We start from the raw sequence: 19775 nt of genomic DNA on the forward strand, positions 1-19775 counted from the left end.
GACTTTGTTGATGCTCAATCGCCGCTCCTTGCTGGCCAGCTCGGCTGCCAGCTTGCCCTTGTTCGCCGCCTGGCCTGCCATGGCCCAGGCCAAGAAAGACAGTGTCACGCTGGCCATGACGCTGGAGCCGCCAGGACTGGACCCCACGGCCGGGGCTGCCTCCTCGATTGCCGAAGTCGTGCTCTACAACGTGTTTGAGACGCTGACCAAGATCAACTCCGACGGCAGCGTCTCGCCTCTGCTGGCCGAAAGCTGGGAAGTCTCGTCCGATCTCAAGACCTATACCTTTCGCCTGCGCAAGGATGTGAAGTTCCAGAACGGAGAGCCCTTCAACGCTGCCGCCGTCAAGTTCTCGTTCGACCGCGCGGCCGCCGACAAAAGCACCAACAAGGACAAGCGCACCTTTGCCAATCTGAGCACCAAGGTCGCCGACGAGCATACGGTGGTGCTGACCAACCAGGAGATCGATCCCGACTTTCTGTTCATGATGGGTCAGGCAACCTCCATCGTTGTCGAACCCAAGAGCGCCACCACCAACACCAGCAAGCCCGTGGGCACCGGCCCCTACAAGCTGGCGGCCTGGGCCAAGGGTGCATCGGTCACGCTGACCGCCTGGCCCGGCTATCGCTCGGCACAGAGCATTCGCATCAAGCGCGCCGTGTTCCGCTTCATCCCCGATCCCGCAGCACAGGTTGCAGCCCTGCTGGCCGGCGATGTCGATGCCTTCCCGCGGGTCTCGCCGCGCAGCGTGCCCCAGTTCAAAGCCAACGCCCGCTTTCAGGTGGTGGTGAGCAACTCGCGCGCCAAGACCATTCTGGCCATCAACAATGCGCGAAAGCCGCTCAGCGATATCCGCGTGCGCCGTGCCATTGCCGCCGCCATCGATCGCAAGGCCGTGATTGCCGGTGCCGCCGATGGCTATGGCGTGCCCATCGGCAGCTACTATGTGCCCACGGCCTTTGGCTATGTGGACACCACAGGTGTCAACCCCTTTGACCTGGAAAAAGCCAAGGCTCTGATGGCTGAAGCTGGCGTCAAGACCCCGCTGACCCTGACCATGACGCTGCCGCCCGCGCCCTATGCGCGCCAAGGCGGCGAGCTGATTGCAGCCCAACTGGCCAAGATCGGCATCCAGCTCAAGCTGCAGAATGTGGAATGGGCACAGTGGCTGTCGGGCACCTACACCAACAAGAACTACGACCTGACCATCATTTCGCATGTGGAGCCGTTTGATCTGGGCAACTTTGCCAAGCCCGATTACTACTGGGGCTACCAGTCCCAGGAATTCAACGAACTTTTCGACAAGATCAAGCACACACCGCGCCCCGCCGACCGCGCACGCCTGCTTGGCGACGCCCAGCGCCTGCTGGCGCATGATTCGGTGCACGGCTTTCTCTACACCCCGCAGTGGGTGACCGTGGCGAACAAGAAGCTGCGCGGGCTGTGGAAGGACATGCCGGTGTTTGTCAATGACTTGTCTGCGCTATCCTGGGGATAAGAACGACAAGCTCCCCCTGAGGCGCTACGCGCCTTCCCCCTGCCGGGCGCCCCTCTCTCTACGTGCTTCGAACACTATGGGAGGGGACAGAGAGGGACAGAGAGGGACGAAAGCCTCGCTGCGGCGCGGCCGGCACAGGCCCTTGCTCGCTGCCCCTTTGCTGGGGCGCGCCAGTTTTAAGAGTGTTTGCCTCTAGCGTTGCACCATCACAAGACGAAGTGCGAGCGCACCGAAAACGGTCGCAGCGATGCGGTTCAGCCAGCGCTGGGCACGCACGGAGCGCTGCAGGATCTGGCCAAAGAGCCCCGAGAAACAGGCGATAGAGCCAAAGACCAGCCAAGCTGCTGCCATGAAGACGCTGCCCAGCACCATGATCTGCACTGGCACGCTGCCGCGAGCGGGGTCGGCGAACTGGGGCAAAAAGGCCAGAAAGAAGATCAGCACCTTGGGGTTGGTCAGGTTCATGACCACGCCTCTGCCCACCCAGCCCATGGCGGAGCGCAGAGTCAGCACATCGCGCTGCTCCTGCGCCCTGGCACTTTCTTCGACGCTGACCGGCGCATGCCATGCACCCCAGGCCAGATAGGCCAGATAGGCGGCGCCGCAGAGCTTGAGCACCGTGAACAGCATGGGCGATGTGGCCACCACGGCCGCCAGTCCCAGCGCCACGGCGGCCGTATGTCCGACAATGCCCAGACACAGGCCCAGCACCACGCACAGCCCTACGCGCCAGCCGCGCTGTGCCGATTGCACCAGCACAAACAGGTTGTCGGGGCCGGGGCTCAGGCCCAGCAGCAAGGCCACGCCAAAGAATGTGATCAGGACTTCCCAGGTCGGCATTTTCAGCTCTCTTCAAAAACAATAGCTATTTGCGATTCATCGACAAGGGCTACAGGCCTTTTCGACAAACGACTCACTTCAACCCAGCCCCAGTGCCGTCACGCCCAGGGCAATCATCACGGCCCCGGCAATGCGCAAGGCGCGGTCGCCCTCGCCCAGCAACCTGCCGCCGATCAGCGCTGCGAACAACATGGACACCTCGCGCGCCGGAGCGACGTGAGAGATGGGCGCGCTTTGCACCGCATAGAGCACCAGCACATAGGCAATGGGGCTGAAGAAAGCCACCACTGCCGCGTAACGCCACTGCAGACGCCACAGGCGCTTGGTCTCGGGCCAGTCCCGGGCGGCCAGCGGCGCCAGAATCACCAGGCGGATCAGGTTGCCCATATAGTCCACCAGAATCGGCGACATCAGCAGCATCTTGACGGCATAGCTGTCCACCACGGTGTAACTGGCAATGAACAAGCCCGTCAGCAGGCCATAGTAGAGGCCCGCGAGCACACGCTGACGCGCCTCCAGGTCCTGTCCGTCGCGAATGGCCACGATCATGCGCGGACCGCCCGCGATCAGGAACACACCCAGCACCACGCCCGCAATGCCGGCAGCCCCCAGCGTTGAAATCTGTTCCCCCAAAAACATCACCGCCACCAGCGATGAGATCAGTGGCCCGCTGCCGCGCGCCAGCGGATAGACCACGGTGAGATCGGCCACGCGGTAGCCGCGCAGCAGCACCACGAAATAAGCCACATGCAGCACGGCGCTGGCGGTGACGAAGGCCCACTCCATCCAGCCCCAGGCCGGCACCACATCCTTGCCCAGCCACCAGCCCAGCGGCAGCCAGATGACGGCATTGCAGATGGCGGTGTAGAGCGAAAAACGGGCATCTCCACCCGCCTTCTTGGCCACGATATTCCAGCCCGAATGGATCAGGCCGGCCAGAATGATGAGAGTGAACGCTTGCAGGGACATGAGAGCCGGAAATGCAAAAGGCCGCGCGATGCGCAGCCTTTTGAAAGGAAAAATTCAGTGCTTCATCTGGCCGAACATGGCCAGTCCGTGATGAAACTGGCGCAGCACATGTGAGAGACGCCAAGCAAGGGCCGCCCCGCAGCGAAGGCGTCGTCCCCCCTCGGGGGAAGGCGCGAAGCGCCACAGGGGGATCATTTACTTGCGGGCTGCTATGAGCGACAGGAATTCGCGGCGCAGTTCGGAGTTGGTGAGGAAAGCGCCGCGCATGACGGAGTTCAGCATCTTGGAATCCATCTCGCGCACGCCGCGCCAGGACATGCAGAAATGCGAGGCCTCCATGACCACGGCCAGCCCGTCGGGTCGGGTCTTGTCCATGATCAGGTCGGCCAGCTGAATGATGGCCTCTTCCTGGATCTGTGGGCGACCCATGATCCAGTCCACCAGACGCGCGTACTTGGACAGACCGATCACATTGGTGTTCTTGTTGGGCAGCACGCCGATCCAGATCTTGCCGATCACGGGACACAGGTGGTGACTGCAGGCGCTGCGCACGGTGATCGGGCCGACGATCATCAGCTCGTTCAAGTGTTCGGCGTTGGGGAATTCAGTGATGGCCGGCTGATGCACATAACGGCCGCGGAACACCTCATTCACATACATCTTGGCCACACGGCGGGCCGTGGCGCGCGTGTTGTGGTCATGCACGGTGTCGATGACCATGGAGTCGAGCACGCCCTGCATCTTCTCCTGCACCTCGTCCAGCAGCTTCTCCAGCTCGCCGGGCTCAATGAATTCGGCAATGTTGTCGTTGGCGTGGAAACGTTTCTTAGCTGCCTGCAGCCGCTCGCGGATCTTGACCGAAACGGGTGTTCCTTCGGCTGAGTTGTCTTTTTTCATGTCGGCGAGATCTCTGAACATTCAAGAATGGTACCAGTGAATCAACTTCCCGAAGCTACAAAGGATTTGCCGTCCAGATGCATGTTTACAAGGCGTTGGAAGCTATGGTTTCAGGAGCAATCTCAAAATAAGCATGCACCCGACCGGAGACAGCGAGCAAGCGCCGCCGCGCGGCGAGGCTGTCGCGCCCGCCCAAGCAGCAGGCGCGGGGCCGGGATCAGGGCTGCTACAGCTTGAACTCTGCGATCAGCGGCAGATGATCCGACATGCGCCACCAGATGCGCCCCTTGGGCACCTGCAGCCCCAGCGGGGTCAGGCCGCGCACATAGATATGGTCGAGCTGAGCAATCGGCAGCCGCGAAGGGTAGGTCAGAATGCCCTGCGTTTCCTCGTACTCGAACAGGCCGAAACCCGCCAGCATGCGCTTGATCTGGTTGCCCCAGTCATTGAAGTCGCCCGCCACCACCAGCGGTGCATTGGGCGGCACCTCGCGTTCGATGAAACGCTGCAGCAACGCAATCTGGCGAATGCGGCTGCCCGGAATCAGACCCAGGTGCACGACGATGGAGTGCACGCGCTTGCCGTGGATGTCCAGCTCCACATGCAGCAGGCCGCGCTGCTCGAAGCGGTGGTCAGAGATGTCCTCATGCTGGTAGCCGATCACGGGCCAGCGGCTGAGCAGCGCATTGCCGTGCTCGCCATCCCGGGTGTAGGCATTGGTCAGATAGACGGACTCATAGCCTTCGGGAGCCAGATACTCGGCCTGCGGCACATTGGGCCAGCGGTCGAAATACTGCTCCTCCTTGCGGTTCATCTTGCGAACCTCCTGAAGGCAGACGATGTCCGCATCGAGCTGCTCCACCGCGAGTCCCAGATTGTGAATCTCCAGCCTCCTGGCAGGGCCCAGGCCCTGCACACCCTTGTGAATGTTGTAGGTGGCCACGCGCAGGATCTGCGGCTCTGGCGGCGTAAACAACTGAACTTCAGACATAGGCACTGTTGGTTTCAAGGCTGCGGCCTGCAGCGGCGCTCGACCAGCGCCGGCTCGAAGCGCGGCAACAGCAAAATAGCTTCTGCGTTGGAAGAAGAAAAGCAGCGCTGGGCTGCCTCACGCCAATCATGCCAATCATGTGCGGTGTGCTCCCTGGGATTCAAGTGCACGGTCATGTGATGCGGCACACGGAGGCCGAAGACACGCTCCTGGTTATGGCTGACGCCCGGCGCGTAACGATGCAGCCATTGAGGATAGATGGCGTAGACGTTCTCGAGTTCCCAGTCGGTCAGGCAACAGTCCGGCGCCAGCGCATTGATGCCGGTTTCCTCAAGCACCTCGCGCACGGCGGTTTCATGCCAGTCCTCGTCCAGGCTGTCCTTGCTGCCCGTGACGGATTGCCAGAAAGGCTCTCCCTCGAGCGCGGCAATGCTTCGACGCAGCAGCAACACCTGCCCGTCTTCACGGTAGATCACGACCAGCACGGACTGCGGAATCTTGTAGGGCCTGACTTCCATCGCAGCATATTAGCGCGGCCAGCATGACAGCAGGCTGAGTCGCCCTGCTGCTTGATAGCCATCAATATTCATAGCTTCAACCGCTCTCCATTCATTGAATTCAGACTGATAACCATCTGAATTTCAAGATTGACAGGCGCAAGCAGCTCCCGATTTCAAAGCAACAAAAAAGCGCCAGCCGCTTTCGCGAACTGGCGCCCAGCGGTGAACAGCGACCGGCGCTGTTCACGGGGAGCTTGGCAATCAAGCCTCGGTGGTGACCACCATGGGGTTGCGCAGCTTGATGTGCAGCTCGCGCAGCTGCTTCTCGTCCACAGGCGAGGGAGCCTGGGTCAGCAGATCCTGGGCGCGCTGTGTCTTGGGGAAGGCAATCACGTCGCGGATGGAGTCGGAGCCGGTCATCAGCGTGATCAGACGATCCAGGCCGAAGGCCAGGCCGCCATGGGGAGGCGCACCGTACTGCAGCGCGTCCAGCAGATAGCCGAACTTGGCACGTTGCTGCTCGGGCGTGATGTTCAGGGCTTCAAACACCTTGGCCTGCACGTCGGCGCGGTGGATACGCACCGAGCCGCCGCCCAGTTCCCAGCCGTTCAGAACCATGTCGTAGGCCTTGGCAATGCACTTGCCGGGATCGGTGTCCATCAGGTCTTCGTGACCGTCCTTGGGCGAGGTGAAGGGGTGGTGCACGGCCACCCAGCGACCGGACTCCTCGTCATGCTCGAACATGGGGAAGTCCACCACCCACAGCGGCGCCCACTTGTCTTCGAACAGGCCGCTCTTCTTGCCGAATTCGCTGTGGCCGACCTTCAGGCGCAGGGCGCCGATGGAGTCGTTGACGATCTTTTCCTTGTCGGCGCCGAAGAAGATGAGGTCGCCATCCTGGGCGCCGGTGCGCTTGAGGATTTCGGCAATCGCTGCATCGTGCAGGTTCTTGACGATGGGCGACTGCAGGCCTTCACGGCCCTTGGCCACTTCGTTGACCTTGATCCAGGCCAGACCCTTGGCACCGTAGATCTTGACGAACTCGGTGTAGCCGTCGATCTCGCCACGCGAGATGGCAGCGCCGCCGGGCACGCGCAGGGCCACGACACGGCCGCCCTTGGTGGTGGCGGGGGTGGAGAAGACCTTGAAGTCCACATCGCCCATGATGTCGGTCAGCTCGGTGAACTCCAGCTTGACGCGCAGGTCGGGCTTGTCCGAACCGAAGCGGAAGGCCGCATCCTGGTAGGTCATGATGGGGAACTCGCCCAGATCCACGTTCAACTGGGTCTGGAACACTTCCTTGATCATGCGCTGGAAGATGGCGCGGATTTCCTCTTCGTTCAGGAAAGAGGTTTCGCAGTCGATCTGCGTGAATTCAGGCTGGCGATCAGCGCGCAGGTCTTCGTCGCGGAAGCACTTGGTGATCTGGTAGTAGCGGTCGAAGCCCGAGACCATCAGCATCTGCTTGTACAGCTGGGGCGACTGGGGCAGCGCGAAGAATTCGCCGTCATGCACACGCGAGGGCACCAGGTAGTCACGGGCGCCTTCAGGCGTGGACTTGCCCAGCATGGGAGTCTCGATGTCGATGAAGCCTTCCTTGTCGAGGAAGTTGCGCACCTGGATGGCGGTCTTGTAACGCAGCATCATATTGCGCTGCATCACGGGACGGCGCAGATCCATCACGCGATTCGTGAGGCGCACGGTTTCCGACAGATTGTCGTCGTCCAGCTGGAAAGGAGGCGTGACGGAAGCGTTGAGCACGTTCAGTTCATGGCACAGCACTTCGATCTGACCGCTCTTGAGCTTGTCGTTGGTGGTGCCGGCGGGACGCGCACGCACCACACCCTTGACCTGCACGCAGAACTCGTTGCGCACGTCTTCGGCCACCTTGAACATCTCGGCGCGGTCGGGGTCGCAGACCACCTGCACATAGCCTTCACGGTCGCGCAGGTCGATGAAGATCACGCCACCATGGTCACGGCGGCGGTTCACCCAGCCGCACAGGGTCACGGTTTCGCCCATTTGGGCTTCGGTCACCAGACCGCAGTATTGAGAACGCATTGCCATGAAAATTCTTCCTGCACCTTAGGGGTGCGACAAGGTTGTTTGTTTGGATTCTTCGATCAAGGCGAGGTCTGGCGGAGCCACCACGCCCATCGAAACAATGTATTTGAGCGCCGCATCCACACTCATTTCCAGCTCGATGCATTCGCTCTTGCGCACCAGCACGAAGTAACCCCCGGTGGGGTTGGGTGTGGTGGGCACGAAGACGCTCACATATTCATCGCGCAGCAAAGCCGCCACTTCACCGCTGGGCTGGCCTGTGACGAAAGCCACGGTCCATACGCCCTCGCGCGGCCACTGCACCAGCACCGCCGTGCGAAAAGCGTTGCCGCTGTCGGAGAACACGGTGTCCGAGACCTGCTTGACGCTGGAATAGATGGAGCGCACCACGGGAATGCGACGCACCAGCGCATCACCCCAGCCCACCAGCTTGCGGCCGATGAAATTGCTGGCAATGCCGCCCACGAGCAGCAGAATCAGCAAGGTCAGAATAACGCCAAAGCCCGGAATATGCATGCCCAGCAATCTGTCGGGCTGCCAGGCTTCGGGAAGAATGGCCAGCGTCTGATCCAGCGTTCCGATGATCCAGTTGAGCACGCCCAGCGTGATCACCAGGGGAACGATGACCAGCAAACCGGCAATCAGCCACTTGCGCAATGCAGACATAGTGTGGGTAAGCCTCAGGAATTGGCGGGCGCAGGGGCAGCTGCTGCAGGTGCAGCGGCACTGTCACTGGATGAAGAGGTGCTTGCAGCCGGCTTGCTGCCGCTGTTCTTGAAGTCCGTGGCATACCAGCCAGAACCCTTGAGCTGAAAGCCCGGAGCGGTGAGCTGCTTGGAAAAGGCCTCGGCCCCGCAAGCTGGGCACACGGTCAGCGGCGCGTCCGAGATTTTCTGCAGCACATCCTTGGCGTGACCGCAGGAGCCACACTTGTATGCATAGATAGGCATAGCGCTAAAAACGGGGAAAGTGCAAAAACCCTCAATTATAGGCGCCGCCCCTGGTTTTGCTGCGCTGCGCAAGCAAGCCCCGGTGCAGCCGGCTTGATCTCTCAAGCCTTGATCTCGGCCAGGGACTCGATTTCACGGTGATGGTTGCTGACCCACTGGGGCAGCAGCGAGCCCGCCAGCATGCCGGCAACCGCAGCCAAAAGACCAGCCAGCTGCTGTGGAAAAGCCTGGTTGAGCGCGGGCGTGACCATGAAGACCAGCCACACACCGATGCCCAGCGCCACGGCACTGATGGCGCCCTGGGTGGTGGCTCGCTTCCAGTACAGGCCGAACACCAGTGGCACGAAGGCCCCCACCAGCGGCACCTGATAGGCGCTGGCGACCAGCTCATAGATGGGCGTGCCTTCCATGGCTATCGAATAGGCCAGCACACAGGCCGCGAACACCAGCACGCTGATGCGCATGGTCCTGAGATTGTCCTTGTCCGTGGTGTAGGGACGGAACTGGCGCCAGATGTTCTCGGTAAAAGTCACGCTGGGAGCCAGCAAGGTGGCCGACGCGCAGGACTTGATGGCCGAGAGCAGCGCGCCGAAGAACAGCACCTGCATGGCAAACGGCATCTTGTCCATCACCAGGGTGGGCAGCACCTTCTGCGGATCATCGGCCAGCAGGGCCGTGGCTTCAGCGGGCATGATGATGAGCGCACTGGCCACCAGGAACATGGGCACGAAGGCAAAGATCACATAGCAGGCGCCACCGATGATGGTGCCGCGCACGGCCGATTTCTCGGTGTCTGCCGACATCACGCGCTGGAAGATGTCCTGCTGCGGAATCGAGCCCAGCATCATGGTCACGGCAGCCCCGATGAAGAAGACGATTTCATGCAGCGAGGGCTCGGGCAGAAACTTGAACAGATCCCGGCTGGTGGCCAGATCGACCACCTTGCCCGCGCCGCCCGCCATGTCACCGGCAAAGAAGGCCAGTATCAGCAGGCCGGCGACCAGAATGATCATCTGCACGAAATCCGTCACTGCCACGGACCACATGCCGCCGAACAGCGTGTAGACCAGCACGGAGAGCACGCCTATCGTCATGCCCATGGGAATGCTGACGACACCGCCCGAGAGCAGGTTGAACACCAGGCCCAGCGCCGTGACCTGGGCCGAAACCCAGCCCAGATAGCTGAGCATGATGATCAGCGAGCAGACCACCTCGATAGCTCGGCCATAGCGCGAGCGGTAGTAGTCGCTGATGGTCAGCAGATTCATGCGGTAGAGCTTGGCCGCAAAGAACACACCCACCAGAATCAGGCACATGCCCGCGCCAAATGGATCTTCCACCAGCGCATGCAGTCCGCCTTCGATGAACTTGGCAGGCACGCCCAGCACCAGCTCGGACCCGAACCAGGTCGCAAAGGTGGTGGTGATGATCATGTAGAGCGGCAGATGACGGCCGGCAATGGCGAAATCCGCCGTGTTCTTCACGCGTCTGGCGGCCCACAGACCAATGCCGATGGTCACTAACAGGTAGACGATCACCAATGAGAGCAGCACGCTGGCACTCCTCGAACTCTAAAGAAAGGGAAAGCTCAGAAGCGGATGCGCAGCAGAACCTGCAGCACCACCAGCCCGATGACGAAACCGATGCCGCCGCAGAGGATGGCCTGCAGCAGACGGTTGGTCGTTTTCTGCTGCTGCAGCAGCTCCTTGAGCAGGGTCTCGCTGTCGTTGCCGGCGCCATGCCTGGACAGATACTGGTGCAGCACGCGCGGAATGTCGGGCAGGATCTTGGCGTAACGCGGCGCCTGCGCCTGCAGCTCATGCCATAGGCGCTGCGGCCCCATCTGGTCCAGCATCCATTTCTCGAGGAAGGGCTTGGCCGTGCTCCAGAGGTCGAGGTTGGGGTCGAGCTGACGGCCAAGGCCTTCGATATTGAGCAGGGTCTTTTGCAGCAGCACCAGCTGGGGCTGGATCTCGACCTGGAAACGGCGCGAGGTCTGGAACAGGCGCATCAGCACCATGCCCAGCGAGATTTCAGCCAGCGGCCGGTCGAAATAAGGCTCGCAGACGGCGCGGATGGCCGCCTCCAGCTCCTCGACGCGCGTCGTGGCCGGCACCCAGCCGCTTTCCACATGCAAGGCGGCAACACGCTTGTAGTCGCGGCGGAAGAAGGCCAGGAAGTTCTGCGCCAGATATTCCTTGTCGAACTCGGTCAGCGTGCCGACGATGCCGAAGTCCAGCGAGATATAGCGCCCGAAGGTATCGGGCTCCAGGCTGACCATGATGTTGCCCGGGTGCATATCGGCATGAAAGAAGCCGTCGCGGAACACCTGGGTAAAGAAGATGGTCACGCCATCGCGCGCCAGCTTGGGGATGTCCACGCCGGCTTCGCGCAGGCGCTCGACCTGGCTGATGGGCACGCCCTTCATGCGCTCCATCACCATCACATCGGTGTGGCAGTAATCCCAGTGGATCTCGGGGATCAGCACCAGATCCAGCCCTTCCATATTGCGGCGCAATTGCGCGGCATTGGAGGCTTCGCGGATCAGGTCCAGCTCGTCATGCAGATAGTTGTCGAACTCGGCAACCACTTCCTTGGGCTTGAGCCGCTTGCCATCATGGGAGAGCTTTTCCAGCCAGCTCGCCATCATGTGCATCAGTGCCAGATCCTTGTCGATCACGGACTTCATGCCCGGGCGCAGCACCTTGACGGCGACATCGTGCTCGACGCCGGACTTGTCGCGAACCCTGGCAAAGTGCACCTGGGCGATGGACGCGCTGGCCACGGGCTCACGCTCGAAGCTGATGAAGATCTGCTCCAGCGGCTTGCGAAAGGAACGCTCGATGGTGTCCACCGCGATCTGGGAATCGAACGGCGGCACGCGGTCCTGCAGCTTGGCCAGTTCCTCGGCCACATCGGGCGGCATCAGGTCGCTGCGCGTAGACAGCACCTGACCGAACTTCACGAAGATGGGTCCCAGCTCTTCCAGCGCTTCGCGCAGGCGCACGCCACGTGGCTTGTCCAGCTTGCGGCCAAAGGTCAGCACGCCGCGCAGGCTGCGCAGGCGCGGATGGGGAATCCCGGAGAGCACCAGCTCATCGAGTCCATAACGAAACACCACCCAGAGGATGGCCCAGCCCCGCAGAAAGCGGCTCATGGCTGTGTGTAATCGGCCCCGGGCATGGCTGCCACGGGTGCCGTGCCGGCAGGATTGGCGACATCGGCAGCAGAGGCAGACTTGCTGCCCATGCGTGCGCCGACGAACTGACGCAGCCCCTGTGCGGCCGTGCGTGCCACCTTGCCAATGGTGTGGGCCGGCACATCGCCAATCAGGCGAGCCAGATCTTCCTCCACATCCCACTTGACGTTATCCACCAGCCAATTGATCTCGGCGGCAAACTGCACATCGCCTTCGATGCGAATGCTGGGCTTGTCGCCACGCAAGGCCGTCTGGGCCAGCGACAGAGGAGAGGTCTCGGTGACTTCCAGCATCAGATCGGGCGCAGCCTCCGCAGGAGCCACGTCGAACAGGCCAGCAGGAGTGACCAGCAAGGCGACCGAATACTGGCGCCATTGCACGCGCGCAATACGCCCCTTCTGGCGCACGAGGCGGTCCATGGCCTCTTTTTCCTGCATCAGCACGTGATTGAGGAAAAGCACCAGACGCTGGTGCATTTCACTCACCAGCCATTCGGGAGCTTGGGGACCGGCCATCACGCGTTCGACGAGACCGCCCAGAAAAGAAAAAGGGGACTGTGTTGCCATAGTCCCCGATTATTCATGAAATTGATTCCCCCCTGTGGCGCTTTGCGCCTTCCCCCCAAGGGGGACGGCACCATCGCTGCGGGGCGGCCCTTGCTCGGTGCCCCTTGCATGGGCCGCGAGCAATCTCCTCCTGCAGCGCTTATTGCAACGCCTGCACGCCTGCCACCAGCCAGCCGCTGGTGCCACTCTTGGGCTTGGTCATGTTCCAGACTTCACGGAAGGGGCTGGGGCCTGCCGATGCCTCTTCGCGGATCATGCCGGAGAACTCGACGCTGGCCATATAGCCATTGCCCAGATCTTCGATGCCCAGCAGTTGGGCATCGATCATCAATACGTCGGTGTGGTTGGGTTCACCGGCACGCTGGCTCTCGCGCTCGGACAGCTGGCTGCGGATTTCCGCGAGCATCTCGTCGGTCATCATGGAGCGCAGAGTGGTGATGTCGGACCTGTCCCAGGCCGACTGCAGCGTCACGAAGTTGCGCTTGGCTGCCGTGAGAAAGCCTTCGGCATCGAAGTCTGCAGGCACGCCCCAGTTCTGCGAACCCGACAGGGCAGAGCCGATCATGGAGCCGCCAGCTGCAGCTGCGGCTTCGGGAATATGGTTCTGTTCCCAAGGACGAGCCGACGCGTCATTGCCCACTTTTTCGGGGTTGTACTGGCGTGCCTGAGGTGCATTCACATCACCGCCCAGATTGCCTGCGCCCTGAAAGGCGAATGGACTGCTGGTGCTCTGCACGGCAGGTGCTGCCTTGCGACGGCGCATGATCATGCCGACCACCACCATGATCACCATGGCCAGCAGACCGAACATCAGCATATTGGCAAAGGCTTCGCCCATGCCCAGCGAGTTGGCCAGCCAGGCCAGGCCCAGGCCTGCGGCCAGGCCGCCCAGCATGGCGCCCCATGGCTTCTTGGGTGCAGCGGCCGGAGCCGCTGCAGGCGGAGCAGCACGGCTTTGCTGCGCCGCACTCTGCTGCGGAGCCTGCTGGGTATTCTGAGCGGGAGCACGAGACGCTTCGCGTTGAGTGACGTTGCCCGACTGCTTGCCGAACGATGAGCCACCGCCCATGCGTTTTGCATCGGCCTGACCATGTGCCACCACCAGCATTGCCACCAAGGCAATTGACCAAAGTTTCTTCATCTCATCTCCCTTCTTATAGAAAGTCGCTACAAATCTGCGCACAGGGCGCACTTAACATTTGATTCCCACATGCAAGGCACAGACGCCTCCTGTCATGTTGTGATAGTCCACATGGCCAAAGCCGCATTGCTGCATCAGGGCCTTGAGCTCCTTCTGGCCTGGGTGCATGCGGATGGACTCCGCCAGATAGCGATAGCTTTCGGCGTCGCCGGCAATCATCTTGCCCATGGTCGGCAAAATCTTGAACGAGTACCAGTCATAGACTTTCTCCAGCGGCTTGGCCACCTTGGAAAACTCCAGCACCAGTAGCTTGCCGCCTGGGCGCAGCACGCGGTTCATTTCCTTGAGCGCTGCATCCTTGTGCGTCATATTGCGCAAGCCGAAGGCCACGCTGACCAGATCGAAATAGTTGTCGGGGAAAGGCAGCTTTTCCGCATCGCAGACCAGCGTGGGCAGGATCACGCCCTTGTCGGTCAAACGGTCACGCCCCACGCGCAGCATGGCTTCGTTGATGTCGGTGTGCACCACCTGACCGCTGGCGCCCACCTTCTTGGAAAAAGCCAGGGACAGATCTCCTGTGCCGCCTGCGATATCCAGCGCCTTGTCGCCTTCCTTGAGGTTGGCCACCATCAGCGTGTAAGCCTTCCAGGCGCGGTGCAGACCGCCCGACATCACGTCGTTCATGACGTCGTACTTGGAAGCCACGGAGTCGAACACACCGCGTACGCGCGATGCCTTCTCGCTTTCATCAACAGTCTGGAATCCGAAGTGTGTGGAGCTCATAACAAAGAATGCTAAGCAGGCAGTGCTTGCGCGTACAGCGACAACCCCGTATGGCTACAGGCTTTGAAGCACTATGGTTTTTTGAAAGAATTCGCCTTGAGCGCTTATTTCACATGCGCTGCCAGCTATTGGAAATATAGCACCAGCCTCAATAACCCTGTACCGTACGCATGGGCTATGTGGCGTGTACGGGACGTTGCTGCCGGCTTTTGAGCCGACATGCAAGCCCCTGGGAGTCAAAGCTCAATGCACGCTGCAGCCATGACCGCCGGCGCCCTTCTCGGGCATGGGCGTGTCGCGCTCCATCCCGGCCTCTTCAAGGCGCTGCAGATATTGCTGCCACAGAGCATCCTGCTGGCTGCCCAGCTGGTAGAGGTATTCCCAGGTGTACAGACCGCTTTCGTGCCCATCGCTGAAGAAGGGCTTGATGGCGTAGTTGCCGACCGGCTCTATGGTGTTGATGCCCACATCGCGCTTGCCGGTCTGCAGCACTTCCTGGCCCGGGCCATGGCCTTGCACCTCGGCCGAGGGCGAGTACACGCGCAGCAACTCGAACGGGATGCGGAAAGTCTTGCCGTCCGAATAAGAAACCTCCAGCACGCGCGATGCGCCATGCACGGTCAATGACTGGGGGGTGGGAGTATTGGCTTGCAGTCCTGCCATGGTTCTCTCCTAATCAATGCATAAAAGGGCAGCCTCAAGCTGCCCTTTGAATCTCCCGACGGAGATGAAAAACATCACGCGGCCCAGAGGGCCAACGCCTTTTGCAGCACTTCATCCACCTGAGGCAGCTGGCGTGCGATCTCGGCTTCGCGCTCTTCATTGCGCTCGCGCTGGGCCGCAGCCCAGACGGAAGCGGGAAAGTGGCTGTCCCAGTCATAGCGCGCAATCACATGCCAGTGCAGATGCGCCACCATATTACCGAGAGCCGCCAGGTTGATCTTGGTCGGAGCCAGTTGCTCGCGCAGCACACGCTCCACCAGGGCCACGGCATCCATGCAGACAATGCGATCCGCCGCGCTCAAATCCGAGAACTCGGCCGCATGCTCATTCCAGACCACGCGATAGAAGGCCGGAAAGCCAGCTTCCGCTGCGCGGATCACGCGCAGCTTCTCACCGCTCCAGATCAATGCGCCGCCATCGGTTGCACACAGAGGACAATTTTCAACCAGCATCTGAAATCTCCATTGCAATGCTTCTCGATGTGACCCCAGCAAAGGCCGGAGACACCGAGGCAGGACCGCCCCGGCCTCCCTTGGGGAAGGCGCGGAGCGACTCAGGGGGCATCACACCAGCACACGCTCGATACCGCCCTGGTTGGCGCGATTGACATACTCGGCCATCCAGTTCTCGCCCAGAATGTCGCGCGCCATCTCGACCACGATGTAGTCGGCTTCGAGCAGACCATTGTTCAGATCGTTGCCATAGCGGCTCAGGCCTTGCAGGCAGCTGGGGCAGCTGGTCAGGATCTTGACGTTGTCCTGGGCGCCGAGCTGACCGTTGTCGCGCAGCGCGGCCTCGCCCTTGCGGATCTCCTCGGTCTTGCGGAAACGGATCTGCGTGGAGATATCGGGACGCGTCACCCCCAGCGTGCCGGATTCGCCGCAGCAGCGCTCGCTCTTGAGCACGTTGTCGCCCATCAAGGCCTTGACGGTCTTCATCGGGTCCTGCTGCTTCATGGGCGTATGGCAGGGGTCGTGGTACAGGTAAGCACCCTTGTTCTGCAGCGTGATGCCCTTTTCGAGCAGATATTCGTGGATGTCGATGATGCGGCAGCCGGGGAAGATCTTGTCGAACTGGTAGCCTTGCAACTGGTCATAGCAGGTACCGCAGCTCACCACCACGGTCTTGATGTCCAGATAGTTGAGCGTGGTCGCCACACGGTGGAAGAGCACACGGTTGTCCGTGATCATCTTCTCGGCCTTGTCGAACTGACCCGAACCGCGCTGGGGATAGCCGCAGCACAGATAACCGGGCGGCAGCACGGTCTGCACGCCGGCATGCCAGAGCATGGCCTGCGTGGCCAGACCCACCTGACTGAACAGGCGCTCCGAGCCGCAGCCGGGGAAGTAGAACACTGCCTCGGTATCCGACTTGGTGGCCTGCGGGTCGCGGATGATGGGCACGTAATCCTTGTCTTCGATATCCAGCAAGGCGCGCGCCGTCTTGGTCGGCAGACCGCCGGGCAGCTTCTTGTTGATGAAGTGAATCACCTGCTCCTTGATGGGAGCCGTGCCCACGGATGCGGGCGGATGTGCGGTCTGCTTCTTGGCGACAGCCCCCAGCACGTCGGCCGCCAGGCGCTGGGCCTTGAAGCCCACGCCCACCATGGCCGTGCGCATGAACTTGATGGTGTCGGGGTTGGTGGCATTGAGCATGGCCATGGCCAGCTTGTTGCCGGGACGGAAGCTCTTTTTGTCCATCTTGCGCAGCAGATTGCGCATATTCATGGTCACGTCGCCAAAGTCGATCTTGACCGGGCAGGGGTTGAAGCACTTGTGACAGACCGTGCAGTGGTCGGCCACGTCTTCGAATTCCTGCCAGTGCTTGATGGAGACGCCACGGCGTGTCTGCTCTTCGTAGAGGAAGGCCTCCACCAGCAGCGAGGTAGCCAGGATCTTGTTGCGCGGCGAGTACAGCAGATTGGCGCGCGGCACATGGGTGGCGCACACGGGCTTGCACTTGCCGCAGCGCAGACAGTCCTTGACGGAGTTGGCGATGGCGCCGATGTCCGACTGCTGCATGATGATGGATTCATAACCCATCAGGCCGAAACTGGGCGTGTAGGCATTGGTCAGATCGGCAAACATCAGCGACTCGCGCGGCGAGCGACCGTCGTGACTCTGGTGCGCCAGGGCATCCCACTCTTCGTTGCGGATCAGCTTGCCCTTGTTGAAGCGGCCTTCGGGGTCCACACGCTTCTTGTAATCGGCAAACGGAGCCAGCTCGGCATCCGAGAGGAATTCCAGCTTGGTGATGCCGATGCCGTGCTCGCCCGAGATCACGCCGTCCAGACTGCGCGCCAGCTCCATGATGCGGGCCACGGCTTCGTGCGCGGTCTGCAGCATTTCATAGTCATCGGAGTTGACGGGGATGTTGGTGTGCACATTGCCGTCGCCGGCGTGCATGTGCAGGGCCACCCAGACACGGCCCTTGAGCACCGTCTGGTGAATCTCGTTGACGGACTCGCGCAGCGGCTGGAAGGCAGCGCCCGCGAAAATCTTGGACAGCGGCTCCTTGAGCTGGGTCTTCCAGCTCGCACGCAGGCGGTGATCCTGCAGCTCGGGGAACAGCGTGGCCACGCCGTCCAGCCAGCCCTGCCAGAGCTCGCGCACCTCGGCCACCAGCGCCAGGGCCTGCTGCACGCGGTCTTCCAGCAGTTCGGCACTGGGGATGTCGCCGGCATCGTCGCTCTTACCCAGGGGCAGATCGGAGTGCTTGAAGAAGCCGCTCAGCTCGTCGCAGAGCTTGAGCTTGTTGCGCAGCGACAGCTCGATATTGATGCGCTCGATGCCATCGGTGTACTCGGCCATGCGCGGCAGAGGAATCACCACGTCTTCGTTGATCTTGAAGGCGTTGGTGTGGCGCGAGATCGCTGCCGTGCGCTTGCGGTCCAGCCAGAATTTCTTGCGCGCCTCGGCGCTGACGGCGGTAAAGCCCTCGCCGTTGCGAGAATTGGCGATGCGCACCACCTCGGCAGCCACGCGGGCCACTTCGTCGGCATCGTCACCGGCGATATCGCCCAGCAGCACCATCTTGGGCAGACGGCCGTTGCCCTTCTTGCTCTTGGTCGCGTAGCCCACGGCCTTGAGGTAGCGGTCGTCCAGGTGTTCAAGGCCGGCCAGCAGCACGCCCGAGCGCTTTTGCTCGGCGAACATATAGTCCTTGATCTCGACGATGGAGGGCACGGCATCCTTGGCATTGCCGAAGAATTCCATGCAAACGGTACGCGTATGCGCCGGCATGCGGTGCACAACCCAGCGCGCGCTGGTGATCAGGCCGTCCGTGCCTTCCTTCTGGATGCCGGGCAGGCCCGAGAGGAATTTGTCGGTCACGTCCTTGCCCAGGCCTTCCTTGCGGAAGGTGTGACCGGGGATGTCCAGGCGCTCGGTGCGCACATGGGTCTTGCCGTCCGCCTCGAAGTACTTCAGCTCGAAACAGGCCATCTCGGCATCATGGATCTTGCCGAGGTTGTGATCCAGGCGTGTGACCTCCAGCCACTGCGCATCGGGTGTGACCATGCGCCAGGACACCAGATTGTCCAGGGCAGTACCCCAGAGCACAGCCTTTTTGCCGCCCGCGTTCATGGCGATATTGCCGCCTATGCAGGAGGCCTCGATGGAGGTCGGGTCCACGGCGAACACAAAGCCGCCGCGCTCGGCCGCATCGGCCACACGCTGGGTCACCACACCGGCTTCGGAGTAGATGGTGGGAACTTCGTGATCCACGCCGGGAATCATGCGCATCTCGACTTCGGTCAGCGCTTCCAGCTTCTCGGTGTTGATGACCACCGAGCGCCAGGTCAAAGGTATGGCACCACCCGTGTATCCGGTACCGCCTCCTCGCGGAATGATGGTCAGACCGAGTTCGATGCAGCCCTTGACCAGACCGGCCATCTCGGCTTCGGTATCGGGCGTCAGCACGACAAACGGGTATTCGACGCGCCAGTCGGTCGCATCGGTCACATGGGCCACGCGCGACAGACCGTCGAACTTGATGTTGTCCTTGGCGGTATAGCGACGCAGCGTCTTCTGCGCGCGGCGGCGCAGTTGCTCGGCCTCGACAAAAGTGGCGTTGAATTCATGCACGGCGCGGTGGGCCGCTTCCACCAGCTGACCCACCAGCTGATCGCGCAGCGCATCCTCGTTGGGCTCGCGGCGCTTGTCGATCTCGGCCAGGCGATGCTCCAGCGCCTCGACCAGCGACTTGCGGCGGTCGGGGTTGTGGATCAGGTCGTCCTGAAGATAGGGATTGCGCTGCACAACCCAGATATCCCCCAGCACTTCGTAGAGCATGCGGGCGGATCGGCCGGTACGGCGTTCCTGACGCAGCTGATTGAGCACATCCCACATGGATGAGCCCAACAGACGAATCACAATCTCACGGTCAGAGAACGATGTGTAGTTATAGGGAATCTCGCGCAGTCGTGCGGGTTCGGCAGCCTGGGCCTGGAGGGCGGCAGCCAACGCAATCGGTACATTCATGGGGGTAGACCGTGTCGGGCGCCCTCTGTGTGGCGCCCCTAAGCCAGTGGGATGACGATTTTAAGCGACGGCGGCTCAGCCATGCTTTGCTATGGGTTCTGAGTGGCCAGCCCTGCTATCGCCAAAGCAGCAAGCCCCACCGGCATTTCCCCGGCGATTCGCTGAATGACAGT

General features: G+C 61.6%; 17 protein-coding genes. 1 reads left to right on the forward strand and 16 read right to left on the reverse strand.

Annotated elements, in window-relative coordinates; genetic code table 11:
• Positions 1-10: 10 nt before the first annotated feature.
• Entirely contained in the window at positions 11-1498 is a 1488-nt protein-coding gene (locus tag ACWGXF_RS02040; protein ID WP_256629801.1) for an ABC transporter substrate-binding protein, read from the forward strand.
• A 192-nt stretch (positions 1499-1690) separates the two neighbouring features.
• Here the strand turns inward: ACWGXF_RS02040 and ACWGXF_RS02045 are convergent, their stop codons facing one another.
• From ACWGXF_RS02045 to ACWGXF_RS02120, 16 genes are all read right to left on the reverse strand, one after another.
• A complete protein-coding gene (locus ACWGXF_RS02045) occupies positions 1691-2338 on the reverse strand; it encodes a LysE family translocator (protein WP_003066017.1) in 648 nt (215 codons plus the stop codon).
• A 78-nt stretch (positions 2339-2416) separates the two neighbouring features.
• On the reverse strand, positions 2417-3307 hold the full coding sequence (locus ACWGXF_RS02050; protein WP_256629800.1) for a DMT family transporter: 891 nt from the start codon (positions 3305-3307) through the stop codon (positions 2417-2419).
• A gap of 195 nt (positions 3308-3502) precedes the next feature.
• Positions 3503-4225 carry a GTP cyclohydrolase I gene (gene folE, locus ACWGXF_RS02055; RefSeq protein WP_003073932.1) on the reverse strand — a complete coding sequence of 241 codons (723 nt, stop codon included), beginning with the start codon at positions 4223-4225 and terminating at the stop codon, positions 3503-3505.
• 205 nt (positions 4226-4430) lie between these two features.
• Entirely contained in the window at positions 4431-5195 is a 765-nt protein-coding gene (locus tag ACWGXF_RS02060) for an endonuclease/exonuclease/phosphatase family protein (protein ID WP_003066010.1), read from the reverse strand.
• 14 nt (positions 5196-5209) lie between these two features.
• Positions 5210-5713, reverse strand: a complete 504-nt coding sequence (nudB, locus tag ACWGXF_RS02065) for a dihydroneopterin triphosphate diphosphatase (RefSeq protein WP_256629799.1) — start codon at positions 5711-5713, stop codon at positions 5210-5212.
• Positions 5714-5956: 243 nt separating this feature from the next.
• Positions 5957-7762: an aspartate--tRNA ligase gene (gene aspS, locus ACWGXF_RS02070; RefSeq protein ID WP_012837127.1), complete on the reverse strand. Its 1806-nt coding sequence runs from the start codon at positions 7760-7762 to the stop codon at positions 5957-5959.
• Between the two features lie 18 nt (positions 7763-7780).
• Positions 7781-8425, reverse strand: coding sequence for a DUF502 domain-containing protein (locus ACWGXF_RS02075; protein ID WP_003058473.1), 645 nt, complete (start codon positions 8423-8425; stop codon positions 7781-7783).
• Between the two features lie 14 nt (positions 8426-8439).
• Positions 8440-8709, reverse strand: coding sequence for an FmdB family zinc ribbon protein (locus ACWGXF_RS02080; protein ID WP_039049629.1), 270 nt, complete (start codon positions 8707-8709; stop codon positions 8440-8442).
• Between the two features lie 101 nt (positions 8710-8810).
• On the reverse strand, positions 8811-10262 hold the full coding sequence (locus tag ACWGXF_RS02085; RefSeq protein ID WP_039049628.1) for a sodium:solute symporter family protein: 1452 nt from the start codon (positions 10260-10262) through the stop codon (positions 8811-8813).
• Positions 10263-10297: 35 nt separating this feature from the next.
• The gene (gene ubiB / locus ACWGXF_RS02090; protein WP_012837124.1) at positions 10298-11866 is read right to left on the reverse strand and encodes a ubiquinone biosynthesis regulatory protein kinase UbiB; all 1569 of its coding nucleotides are present in this window, start codon (positions 11864-11866) and stop codon (positions 10298-10300) included.
• Positions 11863-12474: a hypothetical protein gene (locus ACWGXF_RS02095; RefSeq protein WP_003065999.1), complete on the reverse strand. Its 612-nt coding sequence runs from the start codon at positions 12472-12474 to the stop codon at positions 11863-11865. The genes ubiB and ACWGXF_RS02095 overlap by 4 nt, the downstream gene beginning before the upstream one ends.
• Positions 12475-12613: 139 nt before the next feature.
• A complete protein-coding gene (locus tag ACWGXF_RS02100; protein ID WP_452101658.1) occupies positions 12614-13615 on the reverse strand; it encodes a Tim44 domain-containing protein in 1002 nt (333 codons plus the stop codon).
• Between the two features lie 51 nt (positions 13616-13666).
• Positions 13667-14398: a bifunctional demethylmenaquinone methyltransferase/2-methoxy-6-polyprenyl-1,4-benzoquinol methylase UbiE gene (gene ubiE, locus ACWGXF_RS02105; protein WP_003065997.1), complete on the reverse strand. Its 732-nt coding sequence runs from the start codon at positions 14396-14398 to the stop codon at positions 13667-13669.
• A gap of 243 nt (positions 14399-14641) precedes the next feature.
• On the reverse strand, positions 14642-15061 hold the full coding sequence (locus tag ACWGXF_RS02110) for a gamma-butyrobetaine hydroxylase-like domain-containing protein (RefSeq protein ID WP_003065996.1): 420 nt from the start codon (positions 15059-15061) through the stop codon (positions 14642-14644).
• A 74-nt stretch (positions 15062-15135) separates the two neighbouring features.
• On the reverse strand, positions 15136-15573 hold the full coding sequence (locus ACWGXF_RS02115; RefSeq protein ID WP_034389225.1) for an HIT family protein: 438 nt from the start codon (positions 15571-15573) through the stop codon (positions 15136-15138).
• Between the two features lie 111 nt (positions 15574-15684).
• Positions 15685-19602 (reverse strand): DUF3683 domain-containing protein, encoded by a 3918-nt coding sequence (locus ACWGXF_RS02120; protein WP_034357568.1) that lies wholly within the window; start codon positions 19600-19602, stop codon positions 15685-15687.
• Positions 19603-19775 lie beyond the last annotated feature (173 nt).

The sequence above is a fragment of the Comamonas sp. HJ-2 genome, assembly GCF_053615495.1.